Origin of the sequence: Pantoea sp. Mb-10 (assembly GCF_021272205.1) — a bacterium.
Taxonomy (GTDB): Bacteria; Pseudomonadota; Gammaproteobacteria; order Enterobacterales; family Enterobacteriaceae; genus Pantoea.
The window spans coordinates 252,991-269,297 of record NZ_JAJSDX010000003.1; the positions used below are offsets into that span (position 1 = coordinate 252,991).

The window sequence follows — 16,307 nt, forward strand, 5'->3', positions numbered from 1 at the left end:
TCATATTTATCTTCTTTACCGCCTCGTTTTTAAACATGCATATTCAATATTGCTTTCCTGTCAATATCATCCATCTTCTTGCTGGTAGCATTTTTTTATTTTCTACGATTTCACTATTTAGCTGGGGGTGACCTATGACACAACGTAGAGGCGGTGCCGGTAATTTTGCAGAAAACTCGGAGCGCGCGCGCGACGCGGGCAGAAAAGGCGGCGCAGCGAGCGGCGGTAATTTCAAAAATTGCCCGGACCGCGCCGTTGAAGCGGGTCGTAAAGGCGGTAAAGTCAGTCGTCGTGGAAAAAGTGTGACCGCAGAATCTCAATAGTTTTTTGGCGCTATACATGCCCCAGCCTATGGCTGGGGCAATATTAACCCGACGATCCCTCCTGATGAAGAGTTCCATGCTGACAAGCGAGCATTTATTACATGGTAGGACGCGTGCAGATCCCTGTTATCCACGTCACGACCTTCCCACTCCTTTTCCATTAGCCTGCCTCATCGCATTATTTCCTCCTGCATGTTAATTGCGGGGTCTCCGCCAGGTGCGCTTTTTTCTCCCTACTCGGTTCAACCTTTATATACAGGCGAAAATCGGTTTGCAGAAAACGGCTTGGCTAACGGCGCGCGGCAAGACAGCGTGATTTTCGCCTGCGCAGAAGCCGGGCATACGGGAGAATGGCACGGCTGCCTGCGGTCCAGGCAGCGCGGTTTGCCCGTTTTTTTCTGTAGAACTGCGTTATCAGAATTAACAGGTTTCTGAATTACCCATTGTGATTGATAATGCTTGTTCCATAAGGCTTTATGGCAGCCCAAGATAGCGTGATTTCAACCAACAATGGACGTATATGGATCAACTTAACCTAGACGCCATCCGGTCCAGGACACTCCTGGCCGCCGACACCGACAAGCACATATTTTTTGGCGTGGATAACAAATTCATTGCGCACGCGTTAATCACCCTGATGTCACTTGCTGAGCACGCCGGCGCGTCCGCCTTTCACTTTCACCTGATCTCTTCAGACCTTACTGATGCGGACGCCGCGCGCTTCACGGCCGTGTTATCGGGCACCCGGCACGGTCTCACGCTGCATCACGCGGGCAGCGATCTCTTTGTCTCTCTGCCCACGACCCAGCTCTTTACGCGCGCCACTTACTATCGGCTGCTGGCGCCCAAGCTGATACCCAATGCCGGTAAGGTGCTGTATCTGGATGCGGATATGGTGTGCATCAGCAACCCCGATGCGCTGTGGTCGCTGCCTTTTGACGAGGAGGCTATTGCGCTGGTGGTGGCGGAGAGCGACCCGCTGCAAGCCAGGCTTGCCGCCAATGTCGGGCTACGCGGTAGCGCCTATTTCAATGCCGGCATGATGCTGATTGATATCGCCAGATGGAACCGCGCGGCAATCAGCGAACAGGCGCTGGCCGTGCTCGCCGCGCAGGGGCAGCGGCTGCAGTATCTCGATCAGGATGCGTTGAATACGGTGCTTGAAGGCCGCGTTAACTATATTGACCGGCGGTTTAATTATATTGAGATGCTGGCTCACGACGCGCAAGGCTATCAGCGAGACGTCCCGGCCGACACCTGCATTATTCACTACGCTGGCGCGGATAAGCCTTGGCAGACGTGGAATCAACAGTATGTCTGTCGCCACTACCGCGCGGTTTATCAGCGCTCGCCTCTCTCCGACCACCCGCTTGACCGCCCAACGGAGGCTCAGCAGGCCAAAAAAATGTATAAATCTCTGTTTCGCACGCGTCGGCTGTGCCGCGGCGTGTATTGGTGGATACGTTATTATCAGATGAGGTACTTATAAGATGCTGCTTGCGAAGCGCTGGTCAGGGATCTCGACTAGCCACATCTATTCCGCGCTGCTTTTGGCGATCTGCACCGCGCTGGCTACATCACTGTTCGTTGACGCATGGCCGCGCAAATTGATGTATTTCACCAGCTATGCCGCCATCATTTTTATGGTCGTGGCCATCAAACGTAAAACCTTCGTCTATGACGCCTCTGCGTTGACGGTGGCGGGCGCGCTGCTGTTTTTGGGCGCCGTGCGCTTTACGTGGGGCACGCTGTTTGCCCATGCGCAGTACAGTGACGTGGTGGGCAATTATCGTTTGGGCGGTAAGCTGTTTATGATCTCGGCGCTGCTGGCCTACTTCATCATTGCCTGGCGCCACTGTGTGACTCAACAGTTAGCGATGAAAGCGCTGGGGGTGCTGCTGGCAGGTCTGCTGGTGACGCTTGGGTTTGCGCTACATGAGCACGCTACCACCGGTCTGCGCGTACAGTTACTGACCGACTCCGCCGGCACCGTTTCCTATCTGATGACCGCGCTGGCGCTAAGCACGCTGTTTATGGGCTACCGCGCCATCACGCATACCGGCGTGCGAATGGCCCTCTTCTTTGGCATTTTTGTGCTGAATACCCTGCTCCTGATCCTGACGGAATCCCGCGCGGGCGTGTTGACCTTGCCGGTGTTGTATTTGGCCTTTTTCTGCGTGTCGCATACGCGGCATATTAAATACGCCCTTATCCCGCTGGTGGTGGCCATGGCGGTAGGCTTTGCACTGATGCCGCAGTCGGTATGGCAACGTCTTGAGAGCATTCAGGCGGAGGTCGACACCTATCACACCAATAACGACACCTCGATTGGGGCTCGCTTCTCGATTTGGAAAGGCGGTTATGCCAGCATCCACTGGTCGCTGATGGGTCAGAGCCCGGATGACCGCACCGAAAAAGCCCGGGCGTTTATTCAGCAGCACGAGCGCGGCAATCCTGAAGCCTACAAAAACGTAAAGTATCATTTGCACGATGACGTGCTGGAAACGCTGTCGCTACAGGGGATCGCGGGCGGCGTCTCGATTCTGGTGTTTTATGGTGTGTTGTTGATTGTGCCGATACGGCGCCGTTCGTCTGCCATTGCGGTGCTGCCCGCTTCGCTGATGGTGTTCGGTCTGACCGATACGGTACTGATTCAGTCGCAGTCTGTCACCATGCTGTGCCTGGCGCTGTTTGCCAGCTATGCCCTGATGACACCCGCACCCCGCCACGCAGACGCGCCGCGGCGTTAGTTTTCGACACGCGCTGCCGCTGTCAGCGGTCGCGCGTGTTCCTCTGCTCGCCCCTCAAAATGCCCCGCGCAGACGCAACGCCAGATATTTCTTTTTGAAGCTGGTGCGCACGTGGCGATCGCACAAGAAATCCAGCGCCGGGAGCGCACGCAGTGCCTGTTGAACGCGCTGGTTATCCGCCTCGTCTTTGAACTCATGCTGATGACGATTGAGTATGGTGATCCAGTGGCAGGCGATTAAGTTGCGATAACGCTCGCCAAAGGCCACGCTCATCTGCTCGGTAGCCTGAATCAGCATGTTGACCTTTTCCGGATCGATCTGCGTAGAAAGGCTGTCCGCACGTTTGAAGTACAGATACGGCCCCGATGCGGCAAACAGGATGGCGCTGCACCGCGCCAGCACCGCGGGAAACAGCCACGCATCTTCGTAACAGCGGAACGCCGGAAAGGCCAGGCCAGCCAGCCGATCGCGCCGGAAAAATTGGCCGATAAAATGCGCCTGCAGTTCACGGTGTACCAAAAATTTGCAGATGGCCTCATGGCGCGTCAGCGTCACAGGGGCAAATGCGTCCAGGCTTGTGGGCTTGTGCGACGACGGATAGACCTCGTGCAGACGCGTGAGCAATGCATCCGGCTGGCGCGCGCGCAGCAGCGGTAAAATCTGCTCAAATGCCCCGGGGATAATCTCGTCATCACCGTCGATCATGGTGACGTATTGGCCCGTACACTGGGCCAGCGCAAAATTACGTACTTTGCCGATGTTGCGGAACGCGACCTGATGGACATCAACGTTGGTGTACTGCTGAGAAAAGCGCTGGCAGATGGCGTAAGTGCGGTCTTCGGACGCATCGTCAATCAGGACAATCTGCGACACCTGCATCACCGCCTCTGCCGCGCTGACCACGCTCGCGAGACAGGCGTCGAGCCATGCCTCTGCGTTATGCGCGGTGACAACGATACTGAGAAGTGGGCTGTTAGGCTGTGTGGTCATCAACGTTTCCAATCGGTAAACGGGCGCATCCCCGTAAAGTGCCGAGGAAAACTAGCAGGAAAAGCGGCGTGTGGGTAGAGGGAGTTGGCTGGGTGGACGCACACCGGCATTCGCTCTGTTCGTACAAGAAGCCTGTGTGCGCTGCCCGGTATGCCGACCAGAATCTTATTTCAGGGAACGTCCTCCAGAGAAGCCGAGCTTCCTGGCAGGTTTAGGATCGAACACGTATTTCTGGTAATAATCCAGCGTAACGATTTGTGCGGCGACCTGTTTGTGTTGGATATTATCATTATGTTCGGTGTCATCGGCTTTCGGTCTGGTAGGGACAGCAATAACGCAGGTATGAACGGCACCATCACCGCCTGCCTTATCGTCACTTTTTGAAACGCGATGTGAAGTAAGCTCCAATGTATATTCTCTCAGCTCTGCCTGAGTCATTCCTGCGTTTAGCTGGAAGCCTTTGGCAAAGGCATGAATGGTGCCTGCTTTTAAAGTAGAGTCGTTATTCATGCACTCAATTAAAGCTGATAACTTTTTTGCATCGTACTTGTCCCCTCGTAATTCTTTATAATCTTTTCCAAATTTTTCAGTTGAAGGGGGTAAATTAAAATATTCTATTATCTTTAGCTGCAGCGTTTCGTTTTCTGATAATTCACCACCTATGAGATAATGAGCAACATGCTGCTTTTTCTTAATAAGATTATGCCGGGCTTTTAAAAACCCTATAGAAGAACTTTTATATTTTTTATATTCAGCACTCATATCATTAAGAGACCTTTTAAACTCTATAATGTAATACTCACAATTAGCCAGCATCACCGTATCGCCAATTCGCTCCAAATTTCCATCCAAAGGGGCTAAAAAGTCGATATTACAGACGTCTTTTGCTTGGGTAACGAAATTATATTCGACCGTTTTTTCAAACCAGGTTTTGTTTGCTTTGGTTGGATTTTTAACGGGATGATTCATATTAACGTTACCTTCCTGAGGGTGGAGTATGGGCCTGTCTCTTCATTCCTGAGCCAAGTGACTCAATAAAAAATGAGTGGGCAAGCGGATCTTTAATAACACATCGATGTTCAGAATGACAGCCAGCCCGCCATGTTCAGCGCCAGCAAAAAAGTAGAATGGTTAGAAGCGCGAAGAGGGACGCAGATTACGGCATTAGCGGAGCAAGCCGTAAACGCCGCCGCGCGCTGTTTCAGCCCTTTAAAAAGCAAAAACCCAGCCATAAAGGCTGGGTTTTCAGAATGTTGGTGCCCGGACGCGGAATCGAACCACGGACACGGGGATTTTCAATCCCCTGCTCTACCGACTGAGCTATCCGGGCAACGGGGCGCATTAAACCTTACTCGGGCCGCACCGTCAAACGCTTTTCGGCAAAAATGCATCTGACTGCTGGGTTTTACAGCAACCTCGCGAAGCGGCCGCCGTGCGGGCCGTTTTTCACCCGCGAAGAGAGGGGATTTCTCACCGCAGGGCCCTATTGCGAGACAGGGTTTATCGCGGGCCATACGCGCCCTCAGGCGCACGCATCACGTCTTGGCCAAAAACGCCGCTAGCGCTTCTGCGCGGTTTCAACCGGCGCGGCCGAGGCGGCGGGCAAAAAGAGGTGGTCCAGAATATTGCGCATCAGCGGCGCGGCCGTGACGCCTTCGCTGCCGCCGTTTTCGAGAATCAGCGCCACCGCCACTTTAGGATCGTTAAACGGCGCAAAGGCGGTATAGAAGATGTGATCGCGCAGGCGCACCGGGATCATTTTGGCGTTATACACCTGGTTTTGCCGCAGGCTGAACACCTGAGACGTGCCCGACTTCGCCGCAATGCCGTAGGGTGCCGTGTGAAAATATTTATAGCCGGTGCCGTTCGGCGCATTCGCCATGCCGAACATCGCGTGGCGCACCAACGACCAGTAAGGTGATTTGGCATCGCCAATTTGCGGCTGCGGCGCGCTGGGCTGATAAGGCTGCTGCCAGTTCCCGCGCTGCGCTTTTTCCAGCAGGTGCGGGCTGATCACCCGGCCGTTGTTGATCAGCGCCACCATCGCTTTCACCATCTGGATCGGCGTAGCAATCCAGTATCCTTGGCCAATGCCCACTGACACCGTATCGCCCTGATACCACACGCGCTTGTGCACTTTCTGCTTCCATTCGCGGCTCGGCAGCAACCCGGCATACTCTTCATTGAGATCGATCCCGGTGGGTTTACCGTAGCCGAACTGGCTCAGCATGGCGTGAATGCGATCGATGCCCATCATATACGCCACCTGATAGAAAAAGCTGTCGGCCGACTCCTCAATGGCTTTGGTGACGTCCAGCATGCCGTGCCCGGTTTTTTTCCAGTCGCGGTATTTGCGCTCGGTGCCCGGCAAGGTCCAGGTCGGCCCACCGTAAAGCGTAAAGCTTGGGGTAATGACTTTGCTCAACAGCGCCGACATCGCCATATAGGGTTTGACCGTGGAGGCTGGCGGATAAAGTCCTTGCGTGACGCGGTTGATCAGCGGCAGATTTTTATCCTGCAGCAGCGTTTTGTAGGCTTTGTAGCTAATGCCCTTCACAAACGGGTTAGGATCGTAACTGGGAGCGGACACCATCGCCAGCACGCCGCCGTCGTGCGGATCTTCAATCAGCACTGCGGCACGCTGCCCGGCGAGCTGGCTCTCCACATACTGCTGCAAGTGCAGGTCGAGCGTCAGGTAAAGGTTCTTGCCCGCCACCGGCGGCACCTCTTTTAACACGCGCACAATGCGGCCGTGGTTATCGACCTCGACCTCCTGATAACCGGTTTTACCGTGCAGCAGCGACTCGTAATAGCCTTCAATGCCCTGCTTGCCGATGTTGTGATCGGCGGCATAGTTCTCCGCCACCCCTTCCGCATTCAGCCGCTTGTAATCGTTGTCGTTGATTTTCGACACATAGCCCAGCACGTGCGCGAGGTCGGCGCCGTAGGGGTACTCCCGATCCTGATAGGTATCGATGTTAACGCCGGTAAAACGGAATTGGTTCACCGAAAAGCGCGCCACCTCTTCGTCGGTGAGTTCCGCCTTGAGCTCCACCGGCTTGTAGCGGCTGCTCTGCCTGAGGGCGTGCTCGAACGTCTCGATATCCTCTGGGGTGAGATCGACAATCGGCTTCAGCGCCGCGAGCGTGGCCTGCATATCGCTGATTTTATAGGGGGTAACCAGGATGTCGTACCAGGTCACGTTGCGCACCAGCGGGATCCCGTTGCGATCGAAGATCAGCCCGCGCGTCGGCGCAATGGGGATCATTTTGATGTCGTTTTCGTTGGATCGCGTTTGGTAATAGCCGTGCTGATCGACCTGTAAGCGATAGAGGTTAATACCAAGGATCGTGAAACAGATAACTACCAGGGCAAAAGCGACAAGCGCGCGGCGGGTAAACAGCTTTTCTTCAGCTTCAAAATTACGGAGGTTCATCAGGGCGCACAGTCTCTTTGTTATCACGCTAATGATAAGCAGAGATTGTTTTAGAGCCAGCACGAAGATGCACAAGCTTCAGTAAAAGTGTGACAGATGTTTTCGGCCAAGGCGTTGACGGGGGCGCTGCGGGCGTCCGGCCCGCAAAGCCGGGTAAGGGTGAGCGGGGGCCGGCCCGCTCAAGCCGGTTTTTACTGAACCCTGCGCGGGTTCCGGCCGCTCAGTCGGCATTGCTCTGAGCGGGTTCCGCCCGCTAACCCTGCGGGAGTTCCAGCCGCCCCGCTGCGGCCTACGGGCAAAGGGCCGGTTCTGAGCGGGGTCCGGCCCGCTATGCCGGTCTTTATTTGCACGGTCTCGCGCATTGGCCGCTGTGCTGGTCTGACTCTGCGCGGGTTCCGCCCGCTAACCGCACGGCAGTTTCAGCCGCCCCGCTGCGGCGTACGGGCAAAGGGCCGATGGGCGCGGCCCTTTGCAATCCGCGCCCTGCGCCAGCCTCCGCTGTTCCCTCACTCCGCCGCAACGGCCTCACGGACCGCGCGGATTCGCCATCCCTGGCTCATTCCGCCCTCTCAGCGGCATCCCTGCCGCTTCGTCCTGGCCGTCACGCTCCGTTCGGCGCTCCGGATGGCGCTCAACACCGCCGCCTGTAAGAGCCTTTTTCTTTTTTTTCTGTGTGGTGTTGGCTGGGCGGCCGTAAGCAGCCTTTCAAAAAAGGTGACTGGCTGAAAAAGACAGAAGACTAAAGGCAAAAGACGTGTGGTTAAAACAGTGCGGGCGGGATGTTACTTAAAAGTCTTACCGCCACGCACTGGCGTCTAAACACGAAAAACGCGAAAGACGGATTTTGCTTAACGCCGTACGGTCTGGATGCACCTTAAAAATCTTCCCGCCGCGCGGCGGCTGCGAAAAACATAAAAGACCTACAGCGAGGTTTGGTAGCGCCATCCCCACTCGCTGAACGAGTGAGGCCTTCCAGGGCGAGCGGCATGGATGCCGCGAGAGGCGGCGTTGAGCAGGAGCGAATCGACGCCGGTCCGTCAGGAAGGCTGAGGGAGTGAAGGCACCGCGCAGCGGCGAGTGGGGCTGGCGCAGGGCCGGGGAGTGCAGAGGGCGCGGCCTGGCGCCCTCTGCTCGGTCGCCGCAGCGCGGCAAAGGCACCTGCCATTGCTATGGCGAACGAAATATGCACCGTGCTTCGCGCCAGCGAGAAAGCACGCTAGCCGCTGCCTGCGGCATAAGCCCGCCACTGCAAGTGGCAAAAGCACCTGCCAGTGCCATGGCGATCGAAAGTCGCTCCGTGCCAGCGAAACGGCACACCAGCCGCTGCCTGCGGCGAATCAATCGCACTGCGCCGGGCGAGCGGCGCGCCGCCCCGCTCGGCCTGGCGGATCAATCCCCCAGCAGCACGGACTCCAACGCAATCTTGATCATATCGTTGAACGTGGTTTGACGCTCCGCGGCGGTGGTCTGCTCGTGGGTACGGATGTGATCGGACACGGTGCAAATCGTCAGCGCTTTGGCACCGAACTCGGCGGCCACGCCGTAGATGCCTGCGGCTTCCATCTCCACGCCCAGAATGCCGTACTTCTCCATCACGTCGAACATTTGCGGATCCGGCGTATAGAACAGATCGGCGGAGAAGATGTTGCCGACGCGCGCGTCTACGCCCAACGCTTTGGCGGCGTCAACGGCGTTACGCACCATGTCGAAATCGGCGATGGCGGCAAAGTCATGATCTTTGAAGCGCATACGGTTCACTTTGGAATCGGTGCAGGCACCCAAACCGATCACCACGTCGCGCAGTTTCACGTCCGCGCGAACCGCGCCGCAGGAGCCTACGCGGATGATTTTCTTCACGCCAAAATCCGTGATCAGCTCTTTGGTATAAATGGAGCAGGAGGGAATGCCCATGCCGTGACCCATGACGGAGATTTTGCGGCCCTTATAGGTGCCGGTGAAGCCCAACATGCCGCGCACGTTGTTCACTTCTTTCACATCGTCGAGGAACGTCTCAGCGATATGTTTTGCCCGCAGCGGATCGCCGGGCATCAGCACGACGTCTGCAAAATCACCCATCTCGGCGTTAATGTGTGGCGTTGCCATAATACATTTCCTTTTTAAATTGTTATGCCTGCGTTACAGCAGGCTTTTGCCATAGTCCATGCTGGACAGGCCAAAATAGTTTGCGATGGTCTGGCCGATATCCGCAAAGGTATCGCGGTAACCCAGCGATCCCGGTTTTACCTGCGGGCCATAGATCAAAATGGGAATATGCTCGCGGGTGTGTTCCGTGCCCTTCCAGCTGGGATCGCAGCCGTGGTCGGCGGTGAGGATCAGGATATCGCCCTCTTTCACCAGCGCCATCAGCTCTGGCAGGCGGCGATCAAACAGTTCAAGGCCGCCCGCATAGCCCGCGATATCGCGACGATGGCCCCATGTAGAGTCAAAATCCACGAAGTTGGTGAATACAATTGACATATCGGGCGCGTTTTTCATCTGTTCGATGGTGGCATCAAACAGCGCGTCAAGGCCGGTGGCTTTGACTTTCTGCGTAATCCCCTGATGCGCATAGATATCCGCGATTTTACCCACGGAGATCACTTCACCGCCCTTCTCATCCACCAGCTTTTTCAACATGGTCGGTGACGGTGGCTCAACGGCCAGATCGTGACGGTTACCGGTGCGCTCAAAGTGCCCCGCTTTATCCCCCACAAACGGACGCGCGATGACGCGGCCGATATTGTAGCCGCCGTTGGTCAACTCTTCACGGGCGATTTCACACAGCGCGTACAGGCGATCGAGCCCGAACGTCTCTTCATGGCACGCGATCTGGAACACCGAATCCGCCGAGGTATAGAAGATCGGCTTGCCGGTTTTCATGTGCTCTTCGCCGAGCTCATCCAAAATCACGGTACCTGATGAGTGGCAATTGCCAAGGTAGCCGGGCAAGTCAGCGCGCGCCACCAGCGTGTCCAGCAGCGCTTGCGGGAAACTGTTCTCTTTATCGCTGAAGTAACCCCAGTCAAACAGCACCGGTACGCCCGCGATCTCCCAGTGGCCGGATGGCGTATCTTTGCCGGAAGAAAGCTCACTGGCGTAGGCGTAGGCGCCGATGATCTCCGCGTTGGCGTCCATTCCTGGCGGAATACGGCCCGTAGAGAGTTCCGCCGCTTTGGCTAAGCCCAGCGCCGTCATGTTCGGTAAGTGCAGTGGCCCTTTACGCCCCACGTCGGCGCGGCCTTCAAAGCACGCTTCGGCGATATGGCCGAGCGTATCCGATCCTTCATCGCCGAATTTATCGGCATCGTGGCTGGATCCGATTCCAAAGGAGTCGAGAACCATAATAAAAGCACGTTTCATGCAAGTCTCCTGCGCGATGGCGCGATGACAAGTCAAAAAAAAGCGATCAGATCAGTATACCCGAATGGCTGCTGCCTGGCACGCAGAAGCGTATTACGCGCCGATGCGCCGATAGACAACCGGCGTCGGTGCGGGCGCGCTATCACTGACGCGTATCGCTGCCTTAACGGCCGCGGCGGCATGCTGCCACTGCGCTTCCGTGGCGGCATGGATCACCGCCAGCGGTTGTCCGGCATCGACAGACGTCCCCAGGGCGATCATCTCACTCAGGCCAACGCTATAATCCAGCGTCTCACTGGCTTGCCGACGACCGCCACCCAGCGAGACCACCGCCAGGCCAAGCGCGCGCGTGTCCATGGCGCTGACCACACCGGCGCGGTCGGCGTAGACCGCTTTGCTCAGCGCCGCGCCGGGCAGATAGCGATCGAGCTGTTCAATGAAATCCGTTGGGCCGCGCTGCGCTGCCACCATGCGGCCAAACACCTCTGCCGCCTTGCCGTTATCCAGTACCTGCAGCAGCTTTTCTCGCGCTTCGCGCTCGTTCGCCGCCAGTTTACCGGAGATCAGCATTTCGGCACACAGCGCCAGCGTCACCTCAAGCAGGCGCGGATTACGCGCTTCGCCTGTCAGGAAGCGGACCGCCTCACGCACTTCCAGCGCATTGCCCGCGCTGGAGGCCAGCACCTGATTCATGTCAGTCAGCAGCGCGGTGGTTTGACAGCCGGCGCCGTTGGCAACGCCCACGATCGCCTGCGCCAGCTGCTCGGACGCTTCAAAGGTCGGCATAAATGCGCCGGAGCCGACTTTCACATCCATCACCAGCGCATCCAACCCTTCGGCCAGTTTTTTCGCGAGGATTGACGCGGTGATCAGCGGGATCGAATCGACGGTGGCCGTGATATCGCGCGTCGCATAGAAGCGCTTGTCGGCCGGGGCCAGCGAGGTGGTTTGCCCGATGATCGCCACGCCTACGTCACGGATGATCTGGCGGAACCGATCGTCATTGGGAAAAATATCAAAGCCGGGGATCGCCTCCAGCTTGTCCAGCGTGCCGCCCGTGTGGCCTAATCCGCGCCCTGAGATCATTGGTACGTAGCCACCGCACGCCGCCACCATTGGGCCAAGCATCAGCGATGTCACATCGCCCACGCCGCCGGTGGAGTGCTTGTCGACGACCGGGCCGTTGAGCTGCAGCGATTGCCAGTTCAGCACGCTGCCGGAGTCGCGCATCGCCATGGTTAAGGCGACGCGCTCCTCGAGGTTCATATCCTGGAAATAGATGGTCATCGCCAGCGCGGCGATTTGTCCTTCCGAGACGCTGTTATCACGCACACCGTTGATAAAAAAACGGATCTCCGCCTCGCTAAGCGGCTGCCCGTCGCGTTTTTTACGAATGATTTCTTGTGGCAGGAACACGATTATCTCCCCGGCTGGCGTAGTGAGATCACGTGGGCGCACGCGCGGTGCGCCCCAATGGGATTAATAACCTGATTTGCTGGTCGTGGTTTCGTGACCCAGCGTGGTTAACAGATTGGCTAACAGGCTGGAGGCGCCAAAGCGGAAATGGCGCGTATCCGCCCACGCGTGACCCAGAATGTCATCGGCCAGTTGCAGGTAGTGCGCGGCGTCTTCTGCGGTGCGCACGCCCCCTGCCGGCTTAAAGCCCACCTGCTGCTGCACGCCTTTATCGCGGATCACTTGCATCATGATCGCCGCCACTTCTGGCGTGGCATTGACCGCAACTTTACCGGTAGAGGTCTTGATAAAATCCGCGCCGGCATCAATGGCGATCTCTGAGGCCGCGCGGATAAGCGCCTCGTCTTTGAGCTCGCCGGTTTCAATAATGACTTTCAGCAGCACGTTAGCGCCCGCACAGGCTTCTTTACAGGCTTTAACCAGATCAAAACCGCGCTGGCGATCGCCCGCCATCAGCGCGCGATAGGGAAACACCACGTCCACTTCATCGGCGCCGTAGGCAATCGCCGCGCGGGTTTCTGCCAGCGCGATCTCAATATCATCGTTGCCGTGCGGGAAGTTGGTGACGGTGGCGATACGAATGTCTGGCGTGCCCTGCTCGCGCAGCGCTTTGCGCGCCACAGGAATAAAGCGCGGATAGATGCAGATAGCGGCGGTGTTGCCGGCAGGGGATTTTGCCTGACGGCAGAGCGCAATCACCTTTTCGTCGGTGTCATCGTCATTCAGCGTGGTTAAATCCATCAGGTGCAGGGCGCGCTGCGCGGCAGCGGTGAAATCGGTCATGGGATTCTCCAAAAAGTCGTGGCGACGTCGCGCCGCCTGATAATGTGACAATTCTAACAAAACGCGTGCTGAAAATTCGTGTCTTTTATCACACCAAAACGAAAAATTAGCGGTAAGGATACATATATATGGCGACATTAATCACAAAAAGGCGCGTTCAGGCCGCAGAATGCGCGCACAGCGCCCTGTTACTATTATCACAAATAAAGCGCGAAAAAGGTAGGCGTCTGCGGAAGGTTTAGCACATCGCCGCAGGGGATTAGGCAGGCAGGTTAAACAGGTGCAGGCTGTTTTGCCACAGCGCGTCGGCGATGACATCCGCAGGTTCGCTGCGCAGCGCGCACAGCGCGTCGAAGACATTGCGCGCACGTTCCGGTCGGTTGGGCTGCCCTTGATAACCGTGCAGCGGCATGTCCGGCGCGTCGGTTTCCAGCAGCAGTGATGAGAGCGGCAGGCGCGCCAGCGTGTTACGGGTTTTGCTGGCGCGCTCATAGGTGATCGTCCCGCCCACGCCGATCGCATAGCCGAGCTGCACGAAGCGCTCGGCCTGTTGCAGACTGCCGGCAAAGCCGTGCACCACGCCACGGCGGGGTAAATCGTGGCGGCGCAGTCGCATCGCCAACTGATCGTGGGTGCGACGGGAGTGCAAGATCACCGGTAAATCATACGTCTTCGCCAGCTTAAGCTGCGCATCCAGCAGCCAGGTTTGTTTGTCGAACTGCGGATCGGGCATGTAGAGATCGAGCCCAATCTCGCCGATTGCCACGCGTTTTGCGTCGGGCATGTCCAGCCAGCGCCTAAGCGCGTCCACGTCGGCTTCCGTATGCCGCGCGATCGCAATGGGGTGCAGCCCCAGCGCGGCGTACAGCGCCTCATGCTGCTGCGCAAGTTGGCTCACGCGCGCAAAACGGCTGACGTCCACGCTGGGCACAACGATACGCGTGACGCCGGCTTCAGCGGCACGTGCAATGCTGCCTGCGGGGTCATCCACGAAGGGCGGAAAATCAAAATGACAGTGGGTATCCATGAACCTCATGCCAGCGATCCTTTACTGAAATCGGGATCGTTGTCCGCCACGCCGGTCGGTAGCAACGGACGGTTTTCCGGCGCGTTAGCCACCGCAGCGGGCGGAGTGACGCGCAGTACCGGTTCGGCATCGCTGAGCCACTGCCCTAGCGTGGCAAGAAAATAGCGTCCGCTGCGGCGTCCGAGGTGATAATCCTGATTGAGCGAAGAAACGCGGCTGCCAAGCGCCATGCTGGCCAGCGGTTTCGGCGGATAAATTTCGATGATGCGCAAATCGTCCGGCGGTGTCTCAATAAACTGCTGAATCTCACGATAGCTCGCTTCATGGTGATTCAAAATATTGATCATCGGCTGCAGGGCGCTGTCGCCAAGCCAGCGCTCCATGCGCCTGAACCACTTGGGCGTATAGGCCATCTGCGAGGGAACGGTGCGGATAACCACAATGGTATCTGCGCCGCGCCGTGCGGCCTCGCGCACCGGAATAGCATCGCTGATGCCGCCGTCCTGATAGCTGATCCCATCCAGCAATACGCCGCTGCGGTAAAAACCCGGAATGGCGCTGGAGGCCTTGATGATATCGTGCCACGTGAGATCGGTGGGATTGAAATACTCCGCCATGTAGTCATCGCTGCGACAGGCGCACATATAGAATTCACTGCCTTTGGCAAATAGCGTTTGGGCCGCCGTGAGCGCCAGAGGAAACTCCTGTTTGGTCACATCAATCAACCAGTCGAGATCGATGAGATGACCGCCGCGCACAAAGCGCACGGGATCAAAAAACAGCTTGCTGGTGGTGTAACGCGTGATCACACGCCGCGCGTAGCCGGGCTGGGCGCAAACGAAAGCGGACAAGTTTTGTGCCCCGGCTGACGTGCCGAGCATCAGATGAAAGGGATTAAAGCCTGCGCGCTGAAACTCATCCAGTACGCCTGCGGTAAAGATACCGCGCTGACCGCCACCTTCACAAACCAAGGCTATCTTGCGCGATTTAAAAGGCGTGAGCGCCAGTGGCTCAAGGGTGTTTAACGATACCGGAATACGTATTCCCACGGGGTTCCCTCAGTAAAATTGCTGCTCTGAGGGAAGCGGCAAGGCCAGCATCCCGGAGAACCAGTCATTGTCATTCCCTGACCAACCGCACATTGCAATTGCCGCGACATCCATTGTGTCGCAAATGACTGGTCTCCGCTGTACTGGGTCTTGCGGGTAAGCGTTACATCAACGCTTTAGTCAGGGTCGTTTGCGCCCGGTGAACAGGCTAACGAGGAACAGAATAATACCGACAATAAAGACAATTTTAGCTGCCCATGCTGCCGTACCCGCCAGACCGCCGAAACCTAACGCTGCAGCAATCAAAGCGATGACCAGAAAGATAATACCCCAACGAAACATAAGCCTCTCCTTAAACCATAGTGAAAATCGAACTGCTTATCCAACATCATGTTTTTATTACCCAGCGGCACCGAAACGATGCCGCTGCGCCCGCGTTAAGATTTTACCTTCAGGTCATTCTTCACGCTTTTCACGCCTTCAATGGCTTTGGCGATTTTCTCAGCGCGATCGGACTGCGCTTGATTCGCCACTTCTCCAGAAAGCTGCACCACGCCGTCGGTGGTTTCCACCTTCACGTTACGCGAAGGCACAATATCATCGGCTAAAAGCTTAGCTTTAATTTCACTGGTCGTGGCCGCGTCACCCGCGTACCCCTTCAGCGAAGCTTGTTTGCTGTCTTTAACGTGTAGTTTGTCACTGACGGATTTCACGCCCTCAACTTTTTGCACCAGCGCGACGGCCTTTTCAGCCTGATCCTGCGATGCAACAAAACCGCTTAGGGTTACCACGCCCTGCTCGGTTTTCACTGAGATATCCGTACTTTTAATGGCGTCGTCATCCACCAAGGCCGCTTTGGCTTTGGCGGTGATGCCGCTGTCATCCATAAAACCATCGACTTTTTTCATAGAGCTATCGACTTTAGAACCCGTGCTGGTTTCGGCAGCAAAAGCAGTACCGCCTAACAGGGCCGTGGTGGCCAGCGCAGCAATCAGGGTTTTGGCAATCTTAGTCTTGTTCATCGATATCATCCTTCTTTAATCCGTTAATCACTCGCAAAGCGAATGCGCCAGCAACAAACGGCGTTGCTGCGTTGAGAGACGTAACGAAACG

The 16,307-nt window shown here is 56.8% G+C and carries 14 protein-coding genes and 1 tRNA gene; 3 read left to right on the forward strand and 12 right to left on the reverse strand.

The window, feature by feature from the left end; genetic code table 11:
* Positions 1–134 precede the first annotated feature (134 nt).
* From LU196_RS07160 to LU196_RS07170, 3 genes are all read left to right on the forward strand, one after another.
* Positions 135–323 (forward strand): general stress protein, encoded by a 189-nt coding sequence (locus LU196_RS07160; RefSeq protein ID WP_232758583.1) that lies wholly within the window; start codon positions 135–137, stop codon positions 321–323.
* Positions 324–843: 520 nt separating this feature from the next.
* On the forward strand, positions 844–1,812 hold the full coding sequence (locus LU196_RS07165; protein WP_232758581.1) for a glycosyltransferase family 8 protein: 969 nt from the start codon (positions 844–846) through the stop codon (positions 1,810–1,812).
* 1 nt (position 1,813) lies between these two features.
* Positions 1,814–3,073, forward strand: coding sequence for an O-antigen ligase (locus LU196_RS07170; RefSeq protein ID WP_232758580.1), 1,260 nt, complete (start codon positions 1,814–1,816; stop codon positions 3,071–3,073).
* 54 nt (positions 3,074–3,127) lie between these two features.
* Here LU196_RS07170 and LU196_RS07175 read toward each other — a convergent pair whose 3' ends face one another.
* The 12 genes from LU196_RS07175 to osmY all read right to left on the reverse strand — a co-directional run bounded on the left by LU196_RS07175 (position 3,128) and on the right by osmY (position 16,216).
* The gene (locus LU196_RS07175; RefSeq protein WP_232758578.1) at positions 3,128–4,063 is read right to left on the reverse strand and encodes a glycosyltransferase family 2 protein; all 936 of its coding nucleotides are present in this window, start codon (positions 4,061–4,063) and stop codon (positions 3,128–3,130) included.
* A 165-nt stretch (positions 4,064–4,228) separates the two neighbouring features.
* Positions 4,229–5,032 (reverse strand): hypothetical protein, encoded by an 804-nt coding sequence (locus LU196_RS07180; protein ID WP_232758576.1) that lies wholly within the window; start codon positions 5,030–5,032, stop codon positions 4,229–4,231.
* Positions 5,033–5,317: 285 nt separating this feature from the next.
* A tRNA-Phe gene (locus LU196_RS07185) sits at positions 5,318–5,393 on the reverse strand.
* Between the two features lie 228 nt (positions 5,394–5,621).
* Positions 5,622–7,499 carry a penicillin-binding protein 2 gene (mrdA, locus tag LU196_RS07190; RefSeq protein WP_232758574.1) on the reverse strand — a complete coding sequence of 626 codons (1,878 nt, stop codon included), beginning with the start codon at positions 7,497–7,499 and terminating at the stop codon, positions 5,622–5,624.
* Between the two features lie 1,389 nt (positions 7,500–8,888).
* Positions 8,889–9,602: a purine-nucleoside phosphorylase gene (gene deoD / locus LU196_RS07195; protein ID WP_232758572.1), complete on the reverse strand. Its 714-nt coding sequence runs from the start codon at positions 9,600–9,602 to the stop codon at positions 8,889–8,891.
* 33 nt (positions 9,603–9,635) lie between these two features.
* Positions 9,636–10,859 (reverse strand): phosphopentomutase, encoded by a 1,224-nt coding sequence (gene deoB, locus LU196_RS07200; RefSeq protein WP_232758570.1) that lies wholly within the window; start codon positions 10,857–10,859, stop codon positions 9,636–9,638.
* A 93-nt stretch (positions 10,860–10,952) separates the two neighbouring features.
* A complete protein-coding gene (deoA, locus tag LU196_RS07205) occupies positions 10,953–12,275 on the reverse strand; it encodes a thymidine phosphorylase (RefSeq protein ID WP_232758568.1) in 1,323 nt (440 codons plus the stop codon).
* A gap of 63 nt (positions 12,276–12,338) precedes the next feature.
* The gene (gene deoC, locus LU196_RS07210; protein ID WP_232758566.1) at positions 12,339–13,118 is read right to left on the reverse strand and encodes a deoxyribose-phosphate aldolase; all 780 of its coding nucleotides are present in this window, start codon (positions 13,116–13,118) and stop codon (positions 12,339–12,341) included.
* 259 nt (positions 13,119–13,377) lie between these two features.
* Positions 13,378–14,154 (reverse strand): TatD family hydrolase, encoded by a 777-nt coding sequence (locus LU196_RS07215; RefSeq protein WP_232758564.1) that lies wholly within the window; start codon positions 14,152–14,154, stop codon positions 13,378–13,380.
* Positions 14,151–15,194 carry a DUF6363 domain-containing protein gene (locus LU196_RS07220; protein WP_232758562.1) on the reverse strand — a complete coding sequence of 348 codons (1,044 nt, stop codon included), beginning with the start codon at positions 15,192–15,194 and terminating at the stop codon, positions 14,151–14,153. Before LU196_RS07220 ends, LU196_RS07215 begins: the two co-directional genes overlap by 4 nt.
* Positions 15,195–15,374: 180 nt before the next feature.
* Entirely contained in the window at positions 15,375–15,536 is a 162-nt protein-coding gene (locus tag LU196_RS07225; RefSeq protein ID WP_007893192.1) for a DUF1328 domain-containing protein, read from the reverse strand.
* A gap of 95 nt (positions 15,537–15,631) precedes the next feature.
* Complete coding sequence (osmY, locus tag LU196_RS07230; RefSeq protein WP_232758561.1) at positions 15,632–16,216, reverse strand: molecular chaperone OsmY; 585 nt, start codon at positions 16,214–16,216, stop codon at positions 15,632–15,634.
* Positions 16,217–16,307: the final 91 nt, after the last annotated feature.

Excerpts from the sequence above, each read along its gene's own strand:
- LU196_RS07160 (WP_232758583.1), top strand. The coding sequence starts at position 135 with ATGACACAACGTAGAGGCGGTGCCGGTAATTTTGCAGAAAACTCGGAG.
- LU196_RS07225 (WP_007893192.1), bottom strand. The coding sequence starts at position 15,536 with ATGTTTCGTTGGGGTATTATCTTTCTGGTCATCGCTTTGATTGCTGCA.
- deoB (WP_232758570.1), bottom strand. The coding sequence starts at position 10,859 with ATGAAACGTGCTTTTATTATGGTTCTCGACTCCTTTGGAATCGGATCC.
- osmY (WP_232758561.1), bottom strand. The coding sequence starts at position 16,216 with ATGAACAAGACTAAGATTGCCAAAACCCTGATTGCTGCGCTGGCCACC.
- LU196_RS07180 (WP_232758576.1), bottom strand. The coding sequence starts at position 5,032 with ATGAATCATCCCGTTAAAAATCCAACCAAAGCAAACAAAACCTGGTTT.
- LU196_RS07165 (WP_232758581.1), top strand. The coding sequence starts at position 844 with ATGGATCAACTTAACCTAGACGCCATCCGGTCCAGGACACTCCTGGCC.
- mrdA (WP_232758574.1), bottom strand. The coding sequence starts at position 7,499 with ATGAACCTCCGTAATTTTGAAGCTGAAGAAAAGCTGTTTACCCGCCGC.
- LU196_RS07175 (WP_232758578.1), bottom strand. The coding sequence starts at position 4,063 with ATGACCACACAGCCTAACAGCCCACTTCTCAGTATCGTTGTCACCGCG.
- deoC (WP_232758566.1), bottom strand. The coding sequence starts at position 13,118 with ATGACCGATTTCACCGCTGCCGCGCAGCGCGCCCTGCACCTGATGGAT.
- LU196_RS07170 (WP_232758580.1), top strand. The coding sequence starts at position 1,814 with ATGCTGCTTGCGAAGCGCTGGTCAGGGATCTCGACTAGCCACATCTAT.
- deoD (WP_232758572.1), bottom strand. The coding sequence starts at position 9,602 with ATGGCAACGCCACACATTAACGCCGAGATGGGTGATTTTGCAGACGTC.
- LU196_RS07215 (WP_232758564.1), bottom strand. The coding sequence starts at position 14,154 with ATGAGGTTCATGGATACCCACTGTCATTTTGATTTTCCGCCCTTCGTG.